10 protein-coding genes are annotated in these 13,061 nt (G+C 28.4%); 9 read left to right on the forward strand and 1 reads right to left on the reverse strand.

The genetic code is table 11. The features are described from left to right. Nucleotides 1–12: 12 nt before the first annotated feature. Nucleotides 13–1,251, reverse strand: coding sequence for a glycosyltransferase (locus ACJJVY_RS13110; protein WP_405609485.1), 1,239 nt, complete (start codon nt 1,249–1,251; stop codon nt 13–15). Between the two features lie 177 nt (nt 1,252–1,428). On the opposite strand from ACJJVY_RS13110, the gene lpdA reads away from it, so the two are divergent. The 9 genes from lpdA (at nt 1,429) to ACJJVY_RS13155 (ending at nt 13,042) form a co-directional block, all read left to right on the forward strand. Further along, nucleotides 1,429–2,829 (forward strand): dihydrolipoyl dehydrogenase, encoded by a 1,401-nt coding sequence (gene lpdA / locus ACJJVY_RS13115; RefSeq protein WP_405609488.1) that lies wholly within the window; start codon nt 1,429–1,431, stop codon nt 2,827–2,829. A gap of 98 nt (nt 2,830–2,927) precedes the next feature. Then, on the forward strand, nt 2,928–4,148 hold the full coding sequence (locus ACJJVY_RS13120; RefSeq protein ID WP_405609491.1) for a hypothetical protein: 1,221 nt from the start codon (nt 2,928–2,930) through the stop codon (nt 4,146–4,148). 22 nt (nt 4,149–4,170) lie between these two features. After that, nucleotides 4,171–5,475, forward strand: a complete 1,305-nt coding sequence (locus ACJJVY_RS13125; protein WP_405609494.1) for an anthranilate synthase component I family protein — start codon at nt 4,171–4,173, stop codon at nt 5,473–5,475. A 49-nt stretch (nt 5,476–5,524) separates the two neighbouring features. Further along, the gene (locus ACJJVY_RS13130) at nt 5,525–6,829 is read left to right on the forward strand and encodes a serine hydrolase domain-containing protein (RefSeq protein ID WP_405609497.1); all 1,305 of its coding nucleotides are present in this window, start codon (nt 5,525–5,527) and stop codon (nt 6,827–6,829) included. Nucleotides 6,830–6,852: 23 nt separating this feature from the next. Then, a complete protein-coding gene (locus ACJJVY_RS13135; RefSeq protein WP_405609500.1) occupies nt 6,853–7,089 on the forward strand; it encodes a hypothetical protein in 237 nt (78 codons plus the stop codon). A 20-nt stretch (nt 7,090–7,109) separates the two neighbouring features. Continuing rightward, nucleotides 7,110–8,426 carry a tRNA lysidine(34) synthetase TilS gene (tilS, locus tag ACJJVY_RS13140; protein ID WP_405609503.1) on the forward strand — a complete coding sequence of 439 codons (1,317 nt, stop codon included), beginning with the start codon at nt 7,110–7,112 and terminating at the stop codon, nt 8,424–8,426. A 12-nt stretch (nt 8,427–8,438) separates the two neighbouring features. Next, nucleotides 8,439–9,821 carry a TlpA family protein disulfide reductase gene (locus ACJJVY_RS13145; protein WP_405609506.1) on the forward strand — a complete coding sequence of 461 codons (1,383 nt, stop codon included), beginning with the start codon at nt 8,439–8,441 and terminating at the stop codon, nt 9,819–9,821. Between the two features lie 199 nt (nt 9,822–10,020). Further along, on the forward strand, nt 10,021–12,600 hold the full coding sequence (locus ACJJVY_RS13150; RefSeq protein WP_405609509.1) for a phosphoenolpyruvate carboxylase: 2,580 nt from the start codon (nt 10,021–10,023) through the stop codon (nt 12,598–12,600). Nucleotides 12,601–12,652: 52 nt separating this feature from the next. Further along, on the forward strand, nt 12,653–13,042 hold the full coding sequence (locus ACJJVY_RS13155; RefSeq protein ID WP_405609512.1) for a hypothetical protein: 390 nt from the start codon (nt 12,653–12,655) through the stop codon (nt 13,040–13,042). Nucleotides 13,043–13,061 lie beyond the last annotated feature (19 nt).

A 13,061-nucleotide genomic window follows, 5' to 3' on the forward strand; every position in this document is an offset into this window, starting at 1 on the left:
ACTAGAAGACAATTATTTATTCTTTTCTTCAATCCATTTACTCATAAATTTTGTAGCTTGTAATGTTTGATGCTGTAACATACTTCCTAAAAAATTCTGAGTTCTATGTTTTTCTAAATTTTGTTGAATCTCATTTATTTCGTTGATAAAAGGCGTACTCAATTTTTCTTTATCATAAATTTGATTGATAATTTTTATTCCGTTTTTTTGAGAACTTTCCCAAATGTTTTCATCAGAAAATAATTGAATTGCTTTGTTAGAAAACTCTGTAAAATTACTTTCCACAAACCCATTCCAAGGTAAATTATAATGCATTCCCTCTGCTCCAATTTCTGTAGTTACACTTGGTGTTCCGCAAATCATAGCTTCGGTTAATTTCCCTTTAATTCCTGCTCCAAAACGTAAAGGAGCTAAAACAACCCTCGAGTTTTTAACAACACCTTTTGCATCTTCTGCAAAGCCTTTTACAATAAATCCCTCCTTTTTATTGTGTAATTGATTTATTTGCTGATTTGTATATGCACCATAAATATGTAACTCTGCCTTTGGTAATTGCTGCCTGATTGATGACCAAATTTCTTTTTTTAAAGTTAAAATTGCATCTACATTTGGTTTATGAAAAAAGTTGCCAATAAAAATAAAATTACTTCTTTCTTCAAATGATTTCCATTTTTCTATTTGATGAGTGTCAATTTTATCCAACAAAAAAGGCAAATAATAAAGTAAACTATCATCAATCTTAAAAACAGATTTTAATAAATCCATTTCGTACGTAGATATTATTAAAGATAAATCGCAACGTAAAATGGATGCAATTTCTCTTTTTGTATCCACAGATTTTAACAAAACTTCATTTGTAAATGCTTCTCCTTTTTTTAATTGCTGATGACGCGTTTTTCGTAAAAAATGTAAATCTTCTGTATCTAAAACCCTTAAAGCATTTGGGCAATTTTCTGCGACTCGCCAACCAAATTGTTCTTCCATCATAAAACGATCAAACATCACAATTGTTGGTTGTAGTTCTTTTATAAAATCATCAAAAGAAGCATTATTTAACTCTATTGAAACTTCATCAATTCCTAACAAATCTAAACTAGATGCTTTATCACTTTTTTGAGCAGGAGAAGCAAATATTATTTTAAAACCTTGTTGCAAGAACTGTTCAATTAACTGCAACATTCTGCTTCCTGCTGCAGAAGAATTTGGCTCAACCCAAACGTAGCCTATAATTAAGATGCTTTGTTTTATCAATTAGTTTTTTATTAAAATTTTACAGATTCTCATTAAAATACAATTCGTTAAATTTTAAGAAATTCTCATCAGTAAAACTACTCATTTCTTACTTTATTCTATGAAAATATCCTTATTTTTGTCTATCAATATAAAAAACGAACCGAAAGGTTACACTTTACGCAAAAAAACGCAATCATGAAATACGATATTATTGTAATTGGATCTGGTCCTGGAGGATACATTTCTGCAGTTAGAGCATCTCAATTAGGTAAAAAAGTAGCAATTATTGAAAAATACTCAACTTTAGGAGGAACTTGTTTAAATGTTGGATGTATTCCTTCTAAAGCATTATTAGACTCTTCTCATCATTACTATGATGCTGTAAATCATTTTGAAGAACACGGAATTTCTATAGAAAAACCAACGTTCGATTTTGGAAAAATGGTAGAAAGAAAAGCTAAAGTTGTAGAAACGACAACTGGCGGAATTAAATACTTAATGGACAAAAACAAAATTGATGTTTATGAAGGTATGGGGTCTTTTGAAGATGCAACACACGTAAAAGTTTCTAAAAACGATGGTTCTGAAGAAATTATTGAAGGAACAAATATTATTATAGCAACAGGTTCTAAACCTTCTACATTGCCTTTTATTTCTTTAGACAAAGAACGTGTTATCACTTCTACAGAAGCTTTAGAATTAAAAGAAGTACCAAAACATTTAATTGTAATTGGTGGTGGAGTTATTGGTTTAGAGTTAGGTTCTGTTTACAAACGTTTAGGTGCAGATGTTACTGTAGTAGAATATGCGCCTAAAATTACACCAACTATGGATGCAGATGTTTCTAAAGAATTAACTAAAGTTTTAAAGAAACAAGGTATTAAGTTTAATGTTAGTACTGGTGTTACTTCTGTTGAAAGAAATGGTGACGAAGTAGTTGTTAAAGCAAACAATAAAAAAGGAGAAGAAGTTACTTTTACTGGAGATTATTGTTTAGTTGCCGTTGGTAGAAAGGCATATACTGAAGGTTTAGGTTTAGAAAAAGTTGGTGTTGAGGTTAACGAACGCGGACAAGTTTCTGTAAATGATCATTTACAAACAAATGTATCTAATATTTACGCAATTGGAGATGTAGTTAAAGGTGCAATGTTAGCTCATAAAGCGGAAGAAGAAGGTGTTGTTGTTGCAGAATATTTAGCTGGAGAAAAACCACACATCGATTATAATTTAATTCCTGGTATTGTTTATACTTGGCCAGAAGTTGCTGCTGTTGGTAAAACAGAGCAAGAACTAAAAGATGCAAAAATAGATTACAAATCTGGTAAATTTTCTATGAGAGCTTTAGGAAGGTCTAGAGCTAGTGGAGATATTGATGGTTTTGTAAAAGTTTTAGCTGATAAAAATACCGATGAAATTTTAGGAGTTCATATGGTTGGTGCACGTGTTGCAGATTTAATTATGGAAGCTGCTGTTGCTATGGAATATAGAGCATCTGCAGAGGATTTGGCAAGAATTTGTCATGGTCACCCAACTTATTCAGAAGCAGTAAAAGAAGCTGCAAAAGCTGCTTGGGACGGAAAACCTTTAAATGCATAATTTACAATTCTAACAATTTAGAATTTTATTATAAATACAAAAAAAGCAACCTGATTAGGTTGCTTTTTTCTTTATAAACTTTAGCCTATTTTTACAAAATGCTAAAAAAGAACTTCTTCTTTTTATTACTGTTTGTCTCTCTTTTTTCTTTGGGACAAAAGCAAGATTCTATTTCATTAAAAAACGGAATAGATAAACCTAGCTTATTACCAATTCATCATTTTGGGATGTTTTCTTCTAGAATAAATCAGAATTTTAAAATTCGTCCGCCAGACAAATTAACTCTAAATATTTCTTATGCTAGCGCAAACACTTTTCATCCTTTTGTAGAAATGTATCTTCCAAAAGACGCATCTACAAGACAAGAAATGAGTAATATAATTTGGTATGACAGACATTTTTATAAAGACCAAGAAACCACACCTGCCAATTACGAAAGTATTATTATTGATGCAGTTTTTAAAAACTTAAGAATAGATTATAATACTCAAATTAGTAAAAATCATGAATTAGGAATTACACTTCGCTCCTATTTAGTTTCTAAAGGAAAATATCCTTTTTCTATATTTACAGGTGATGAATTTCTAGAATGGTTTCATAGTAATATTGCTGGCGGAGAAGATCCTTTTGGTAGAAAATATTATGGTTTTAATCAAGTAAATGTTAATTACCAAGATAGAAATGGCAATAAAATGTCTTTGCGTGACGGACAGTTTATTTTTGCAGGAATTGAGTTGAATCATTTTTATTATCCTAATTTTATCAACCTAAAAAAGAAAAATATTTTTGTAAATTTTGGTTCTCATTTAGGTTTAAATACTTCTAAATATAATCCGTCAATAGATATTGGTATTTCTGGAAACATTACTAAAGAATGGACTTTGAAAAATGAATCTGAAATTAGAAGTGCTTTTGGTTCTAGCATTTTAAGAAAAAACATGATTGATTTTAAAGAAAATTTAGTCAATTTTGGTAACAATAAATTTCTTGGAAGTTTAGAAGCAATGTTTGAATATACGAAATACACAAAAAGGAAAAATTACCATTCTATAGCTGTAAATTATCAAATTCAAACTCGTTTTAGTAAAAAAGAAGAAGCCTCTTACTACCAATTGGTTGGCCTTTGGCAAGAAATACATTCTGGTTGGCAAAATGGTTTCGAAAAATTGTACGAATATCAATCTGCTTGGAGCTGGATTTATACTTACGGAAGAAAAAATTATAGTTTTAGCCTTTATATAAAGGAAGATTTGTATTTAAATAACTCGCCAGATTTACAAACAGGAATCAGTTTAAAAATACCACTTTCTAACAAATAAGATTTGTAATTTTGTTTTCTATATGCAAAGAACACTTCGTACTTTTTCTGTTAAAAATATCTATCAATTCAAACAAAACTTATTGTCTTGGTCTCAACAATTTGAAACTGTAATTTGGTTAGACTCTAACAACTACAACCAAAAATACAGCAGCTTTAATTGTGCTTTAGCGGCAGATGATTTTACTTCTATAAAAACCGATTATTACAATGCTTTTAAGAAGTTAAAAGAATACCAATCTATTACAAAAGATTATATTTTTGGTTACATTACTTATGATGTTAAAAATGATGTAGAGCAACTTACTTCTAATAATTTTGATGGATTAAACTTTGCCGATTTGTATTTTTTTCAACCCAAAAAATTAATTTTTATCAATAATAATTCTGTTGAATTTAAGTATTTAAGAATGGTTGATGATGAAATTGATGATGATTTTAAAGAGATTAAAAACTTTGAAGAAAAAAATAATATAGAAAAAGAAAGTTCAGAAATAAAAATAAAGCTGAGAGTTCATAAAGACGAATATCATGCTAAAATCAATAAAATATTAGAACATATACAGCAAGGAGATATCTATGAAACTAATTATTGCCAAGAGTTCTATGCGGAAAACACAACCATAAATCCTGTTGAAGTTTACAAACATTTAAATAAAATTTCCGAACCTCCTTTTGCCTCTTTTTTAAAAATTGATGATAAATATGCCTTGTGTGCATCGCCAGAAAGATATATTAAAAAAGAAGGTTTAAAAATTATTTCTCAACCCATAAAAGGTACTGCTAAAAGACTGGTTAGTAAATTTGATGATGAACAAATTGCCAATGATTTGGTTCGCGATGAAAAAGAACGAGCAGAAAATGTAATGATTGTAGATTTGGTAAGAAACGATTTATCTAAAACTGCAAAAATAGGAAGCGTAAAAGTAGAAGAATTATGCAAAGTATATTCTTTTAAACAAGTGCATCAATTAATTTCCACAGTAGTTTCTGATGTTGAAAAAGATACACACCCTATAGATATTTTGCAAAGCACTTTCCCAATGGGAAGCATGACGGGAGCTCCTAAAGTGTCTGCAATGAGAATTATAGAAAACTTAGAAGATACAAAACGCGGCTTATATTCTGGTACAATCGGCTATTTTACACCAGAAAATGATTTCGATTTTAACGTAATTATTAGAAGTATTTTATATAACGAAGAAAGAAAATACATTTCTTATTCGGTTGGTGGAGCAATTACTGCACAATCAGTTGCAGAAAAAGAATACGAAGAATGTTTGTTAAAAGCGAAAGCAATGAAGTATGTTTTGCTAAATTCTTGCTAAATTAGGCTTTTCTTTACAAAAACCTAAATCCTTCAAAAACATTTAAAACATGTTATCGTTTAAACAAACATTAAGTTTACTCTTAATTACATTTATTTCTAGCTTTACAAACGCTCAAAACCAAAAACTTACGTACGGGAATCCATCAGAAGTAAATATGGATTCTCTTTACATTTATTCTCAAGTAGATTCAATAATAAATTTAGGAATACAAAAAGAAGCTTTTCCTGGAGCCAGACTCTTAGTAGCAAAAAATCATAAAATTATTTTTGATAAAGCCTACGGATATCATACTTATGATAGTTTACAAAAAGTAAATTTAGATGATATTTACGATTTGGCTTCAGTAACAAAAATTATAGGTCCTTTACCAGCTCTAATGAAATTACATAGCGAAGGAAAATTAGATTTAGACAAACCTTTTAGCAATTATTGGAAACCTTGGCAAGGTAAAAAAGACAAGAAAGACTTAACTATAAGGGAAATTTTAGCTCACCAAGCAGGATTAAATCCTTACATCGTTTTTTTAAGTGGAGTTTTAAAGAAAAACGGAAAAATAAAAAAACGTTTTATTAAAAATAAAACAAGTAAAAAGTATAAAAATGAAGCTTACGATGATCTTTTTGTTAAAAACAGATTTAAAAATAAAATGTTTAGACAAATTAATAGATCTAAAGTTTCTGATATAAAAAAGTACAAATATTCTGGTTTAAGCTTTTTAATTTATCCTGATTTAATAACACAAATTACAGGAGAAAATTACACAGATTATTTACAAGAAAATTTTTACTTGCCATTAACATCAAGCACTTTAGGCTACAGACCAAAAACCAAAAATTTTAAGAACCTTATTGTACCCACAGAAGTAGATTCTCTTTTTAGAAAAGCACTAACGCAAAATTGGGTTCATGATGAAAATGCAGCACTTTTAGGCGGAATTTCTGGTAACGCCGGTTTATTTGGTACAGCTTTAGATTTAGCAAAAGTGATGCAGATGTATGCTAATTACGGTATTTATGATGGTAAAAGATACGTTTCTGAAAACACTTTAAGAGAATTTACTAAAATTCAATATCCAGAAAATGATAACAGAAGAGGTCTTGGATTTGACAAACCTTCTATAAACAATGCTAAATTATCTATCAAAAAATCTTATCCTGCTCCAGAAGTTAGTGCAGAAAGTTTTGGCCATAGTGGTTTTACAGGAACTTTTGTTTGGGCAGATCCTAAAAATGATTTGATTTTTATTTTCTTATCAAACAGAGTTTATCCGAATAGAAATCATAGAAACATTTACAACCTAAATATTAGACCAAAATTGCAACAAGTTTTTTACAAAGCTATAAAAGAATAAAAAAACCAATTTATATTTACTAAATGATAATTGACCAAGAAGAAAAATTTAAAAAAGTTTTAGAAAGTTTAGATGAAAAACCAAACGAACAAAATATGTTCAATCAATTTTTAGAGTTATATCCTACAGAGTGGAAACAACTAAAAATTACGTTTTCTAAATTTAATAGAAGTAAGCAGTTTGGTAAAACAATTCCATTACCAAAACCAGAAGTTTCTTTAAGGAAAGAGATTAGAAAGTGGTTAAAAAAACAAGTTTAATCTTCTTATTTAACTCAAAAATGCTTCAGAAACTATCAAACTACATTATAAATAACCTTCCTTTTTTAAAGGATAAGAAACTACTAATTGCTATTTCTGGCGGAGTAGATTCTGTTGCTTTAACACACCTTTTATCAAAATTAAATTTTGATGTTTCTTTAGCACATTGCAATTTTAATTTAAGAGCAACAGAAAGTAATTTAGATGAATATTTTGTAAAAAACTTAGGTAAAAACCTCAACATTCCTGTTTTTACAACTCAGTTTAATACCATTCAGTTTGCAAAAAACAATAAACAATCTACACAAATAGCGGCTAGAAACTTACGTTATAATTGGTTTAACGAGCTGATAGAAGAACATGATTTTGATTATCTATTAACAGCACATCATGCAGATGATAATTTAGAAACTTTTTTAATTAATCTAACAAGAGGAACTGGTTTAGACGGTTTAACCGGAATCCCGGAAATTAACGGAAACATTGTTCGCCCTTTATTACCATTTTCTAGAGAAGAAATTAAAACGTTTGCAAAAGAAAATAATATTGATTGGAGAGAAGATAAAAGTAACGCATCTACAAAATACACAAGAAACAAAGTTAGACATCTTATTATCCCGGTTTTAAAAGAAATAAATCCTAGTTTATTAGAAACTTTTTCTAAAACTACAGAACATTTAAAGGAAAGTCAGCAAATTATAGAAGATAAAATTAGTGATGTTTCATCAAAAATAATAGCTAAAGAAAAGAGTTTTTTAAAATTAGATATTAAAGAATTAGAAAAAACATCAAACCCAAAAGCATATTTATACCAACTTTTAACAGCTTATAATTTTACAGAATGGAATGATGTTTACAACTTACTTTCCGCTCAATCTGGTAAACGAATTTATTCTAAAACACATGTTTTATTAAAAGACAGAAATTACTTAGTTTTAAGCAAACAAGAAAAGAAGATTTCTAAAGATAAAACTTTTATTATTGAAGAAAATGAAATAGCAATTACAAACCCTATTCATTTAAAAATTGAGGAAGTAAGAAAAAAATATGCAGAAGACAAACAAACTATTTACGTTGATAAACAAAGTTTAGATTTTCCGCTAAAAATTAGAAAATGGAAAAATGGCGATTTCTTTTACCCTTCTGGTATGACAGGTAAAAAGAAGTTAAGTAAATATTTTAAAGACGAAAAATTTTCACTTTTAGAAAAAGAAAATATTTGGTTGCTTTGTTCTAATAATGATGAAATTATTTGGATCATTAATCACCGAAAAGACAATCGTTTTTATAAAAAAGAATCAAATAAGACACTTCTAAAAATTTCAGTAAAACCCTAAAATCTCTCAATCATGAAAAAACTATTACTATTAATTGCATTTATTTCTATAGTATCTTGTAAACCAGAAATAGAAAAAACAGTAGATTATGCTGTTATTTCTGGTAAAATTGAAAATGCTAATTCTAAAACAGTTACCATTTATAATCAATTTACAATGGATAAAGCTTCAGAAATAATCCTAACAGAAGACGGAAATTTTATAGATACCATAAAAACTACTAGCAATTTTTATGCTTTACGTAACGACAAGGCTTATATAGATCTTTACCTCTCTAAAGGAGCTGGTTTAAATATTGAATATAATGCACAAAAGAAAGATTCTACTATACAGTTTTCTGGTAGCGAGAGTCTTATTAATCAATATTTATTTGACAAACAACAAGTTTCAACAGCTGCAACTGGTGATCGAAAAGAAATGTTTTTAAAAGATGAAGAAAATTTTAAAGCACATATCTTAAAAATAAAAACTGCCGAAGAAGATTTGTTAACTAAAACAACTAGCATACCAAAAGGGTTTAAAAATCTTGAACTTAAAAACATTAACTACACCTATTTATCTACTTTAAACCAATACCCTCTTTATCATGGATATTATTCTAAAGATAGAAGTTTTAAAGCTTCTGAAAATTTCTTAGACGAATTAAAAAATATCGATTTAGATAACGAAAATGATTTTATTTTTTCTACAAGCTATAGAGGTTTAGTTAGCAATAAAATAAGTGAGGAATCAAATATAATATCTAAAAAAGATTCCATTCCGTACGATATTTCTTATTTAAAAACAGTTTCTAAAATTGAAAATAGTAAAATCAAAAATAAATTATTATACGATAATGCTAAATACGGAATTACTTACACCAACGATTTAGAAGAGTACTACACACTTTTTTCTGAAAATTCTACAAACGAAGAAAACAACAAAATAATAACTACTTCTTATAATAAATTAAAAGCTTTAGCAGAAGGTAGCCCTTCTCCTACATTTACTGACTATGAAAACAATGCTGGCGGAACAACTTCTTTAAAAGATTTAAAAGGAAAATATTTATATATTGATGTTTGGGCAACTTGGTGCGGACCATGTATTGCAGAAGTTCCGTCTTTAAAAAAGTTAGAAAAAGAATACCATAATAAAAATATAGAGTTTATGAGTATTTCTATTGATAAAATAAAAGACCATGAAAAATGGCAAAAAATGATTGTTGACAAAGAATTAAAAGGAATACAATTATTTGCTGATAATAATTGGGAATCTAAGTTTGTTGAAGATTATATGATTAAAGGAATTCCTCGCTTCATTTTAATCGACCCAAAAGGAAATATAATCAATGCAAATGCAGCAAGACCTTCTGATCAAAAATTAGTTGAAAAGTTAGAATCTTTAAATTTGTAAAACACTTTTATTACAAATTAAATAAAACTACTATATTTAAACAGAGATAAAACCAATAGATGAATTTAAAAAATAACATATTCCTAAAAATTAACGATATTTATATCGTTTTCGTAAATAAATAAGAAATTATTCTTAAAAAGGTAGGTTTTATCCTTTGCCTTTTTTGTAATTTTATTTCCGTAAAATCATTAACACTATGAACAATTTACCTAAGTTAGAAAGATTTAATGAAAATGTACTGTCTAAATATCAAATTTACAACAGTATTTTCACAACTCTTCCTTTTGATACCATTGATGACACTGGGGTTTTATTACCACTACTTCATAAAGTTTGTAAAGCAGGTTTTGATTTAGAAAAGAATCCTACAGAAATTGTAGATCACTTTTTTAAAAAATATCAAGAAACTCTTACAGAAAAAGAAAAAACAGATTTACTTTTTCGTTTTATCCAATTTATAGAACGCCAAGTAGTATTGTTTGATGCTGTTGAAGATGCTGCCTTTCCGGTAGTAAATAATATGGACGGGATAGGTACTCTAAGAAATTCTAAAGAGGTTTCTTCTTTAAGTAACAAAATGGATGAATTAAAAAAGCATTTAGAAGACTTTAAAGTTCGTATTGTTTTAACTGCGCATCCAACACAATTTTATCCAGGAACAGTATTAGGTATCATTACAGATTTAGATGAAGCTATACAAAATGACGATTTACTTTTAATTAGAAAATTATTAGCTCAATTAGGTAAAACACCTTTCTATAAAAAAGAAAAACCAACACCTTTTGATGAAGCTGTAAGTTTAATTTGGTATTTAGAGCATGTTTTTTATCATTCTGTACCAAAGATATACAACTATATTCAACATCATATTTATGATGGAGAACCAATCGATAATGAAATTATAGAACTTGGTTTTTGGCCTGGTGGAGATAGAGATGGTAACCCATTTGTAACAACTAAAATTACTTTAGATGTTGCAGAAAGATTGCGTCAAACTATCTTAAGAAACTATTATAGAGATGTAAGACGTTTAAAAAGACGTTTTACTTTTGATGGTGTACAAGATATTTTGGTAAGATTAGAGAAAAGATTATACAAACATGTAGTTAGAAGTTATACAAAAGTTAATTTTTCTCAAAAAATACTTTTGGATGAATTGTATGCTGCAAGAGAAATTATTGTAAACGAACATCAATCTTTATTTGTAGAAGAATTAAATGATTTTATAAATAAAGTAAGAATCTTTGGTTTCCATTTTGCTACTTTAGATATTAGACAAGATAGTAGAGTACATCACCAAGCATTTATACAAATTGTAAAAGATTTACATGAAATTGGCGATACTACTTTCCCAGAAAACTACTTAAACCTTTCAGAAAAAGAACAAGTAGATATTTTATCTGTTGTAAAAGGTAATATTGACCCTAATGTTTTAACAGACGAAACTTCTGTAAAAACAATAGAATCTATTTATGCTTTAAAAGAAATTCAGCAAAGAAATGGAGAAAGAGGTGCAAATCGTTACATAATTAGTAACAACCAAACTGCATTAAATGTAATGGAAACATTTGCAATGTTAAACTTATGTGGTTTCGAAAATGAATTACCTGTAGATGTAATTCCTCTTTTTGAAACCGTAGAAGATTTAGAAAATGCGGAAGAAGTTATGCGTACTCTATATTCTAATAAAACCTATAGATACCACTTAACTAGAAGAAAAGACAAACAAACTATTATGTTAGGTTTTTCTGATGGAACAAAAGATGGTGGTTATTTAATGGCAAATTGGGGTATCTTTAAAGCAAAAGAAGCTTTAACTAGAATTTCTAGAGAATTTGATATTGAAGTTGTTTTCTTTGATGGACGTGGAGGACCACCTGCTCGTGGAGGAGGAAAAACACATCAATTTTACGCTTCTTTAGGACCAACTATAGAAGACAAAGAAATACAATTAACTATACAAGGTCAGACGATTAGCTCTAACTTCGGTACACAAAACTCTTCTCAATATAACTTAGAGCAATTAATAAGTTCTGGTATAAAAAATGATGTTTTTACTAAAGATCAATTAAATGAAAGCCATAGAGAATTAATAAATGACATGGCATCTACTAGTTACCAAACTTATGTAGACTTTAAAAATCATCCTCAGTTTTTACCGTACTTAGAAAAAATGAGTACTTTAAAATACTATGCGAAGACAAATATAGGTAGTAGACCTAGTAAACGTTCTAATTCTGATACTCTAGACTTTTCTGCATTAAGAGCAATTCCTTTTGTTGGTAGTTGGAGTCAGTTAAAACAAAATGTACCTGGTTTCTTTGGTGTTGGTACTGCTTTAAAAAAATATGAAGACGCAGGTAAGTTTGATGAAGTTGTTGAGTTTTACCATTCATCAGATTTCTTTAGAACCCTTTTAGAAAACAGTATGATGAGTTTAACCAAATCTTTCTTTGGATTAACTTCTTATATGGCAGAAGACCCTGAATTTGGAGAATTTTGGAAACTAATTTTTAAAGAATACCAAACTACTAAAAGATTACTTTTAAAACTTACTGGAGAAGAAGAGTTAATGGAAAACTTCCCTGTAGGTAAAGCATCCATAGAAATTAGAGAACAAATTGTATTACCTTTATTAACAATACAACAATATGCTCTAAAGAAAATTCAAGAACTTCAAAAAACTGAAGGATCTTCTGAAGAAATAGAAGTTTATGAAAAAATGGTAATGCGTTCTTTATTTGGTAATATTAACGCGAGTAGAAATTCTGCTTAAAGTTTTATTTTTCAATTAATTACAGTACCTTTATACAAGAAATACTGTAATTATGAAAAAATATACTACTTTATTTATAATATTATTTGTTGGTAGTTTTTGTTTTTCTCAACAAAAAACTACCAACAAATCTTTTTCTCCTATTAGTATTTATACTGTTGATTTTCAATCTAAAACTAACAAAAACCCTTCATATAGTTCTATTAAGAAAAACCTTCAACTAAAAGAAAACTACAAATTTACTACTGTTTCTTTTGAAGATATTGATAGCGGAGAATTTAACATTACAAACACAAACCTTACTACTAAATCTACTCGTTTTATATACGATGATTACAAAACTTATAGAGATGAAAATCTATTAAAAGGCTTTTTACAAAAATATGATCTTACTAGATGGGATCCTATCAACTTTAAGCAACCAAAACCTAATGTTCATTAATTTTCTTTATCTTTAAAGA

The sequence above is a fragment of the Polaribacter sp. Asnod1-A03 genome (genome assembly GCF_045063585.1).
GTDB lineage: Bacteria > Bacteroidota > Bacteroidia > Flavobacteriales > Flavobacteriaceae > Polaribacter.

Bases quoted from the DNA above. Each gene is read 5' to 3' on its own strand.
- tilS (WP_405609503.1), top strand. From the start codon at position 7,110: ATGCTTCAGAAACTATCAAACTACATTATAAATAACCTTCCTTTTTTA.
- ACJJVY_RS13145 (WP_405609506.1), top strand. From the start codon at position 8,439: ATGAAAAAACTATTACTATTAATTGCATTTATTTCTATAGTATCTTGT.
- ACJJVY_RS13135 (WP_405609500.1), top strand. From the start codon at position 6,853: ATGATAATTGACCAAGAAGAAAAATTTAAAAAAGTTTTAGAAAGTTTA.
- lpdA (WP_405609488.1), top strand. From the start codon at position 1,429: ATGAAATACGATATTATTGTAATTGGATCTGGTCCTGGAGGATACATT.
- ACJJVY_RS13155 (WP_405609512.1), top strand. From the start codon at position 12,653: ATGAAAAAATATACTACTTTATTTATAATATTATTTGTTGGTAGTTTT.
- ACJJVY_RS13125 (WP_405609494.1), top strand. From the start codon at position 4,171: ATGCAAAGAACACTTCGTACTTTTTCTGTTAAAAATATCTATCAATTC.
- ACJJVY_RS13150 (WP_405609509.1), top strand. From the start codon at position 10,021: ATGAACAATTTACCTAAGTTAGAAAGATTTAATGAAAATGTACTGTCT.
- ACJJVY_RS13120 (WP_405609491.1), top strand. From the start codon at position 2,928: ATGCTAAAAAAGAACTTCTTCTTTTTATTACTGTTTGTCTCTCTTTTT.
- ACJJVY_RS13130 (WP_405609497.1), top strand. From the start codon at position 5,525: ATGTTATCGTTTAAACAAACATTAAGTTTACTCTTAATTACATTTATT.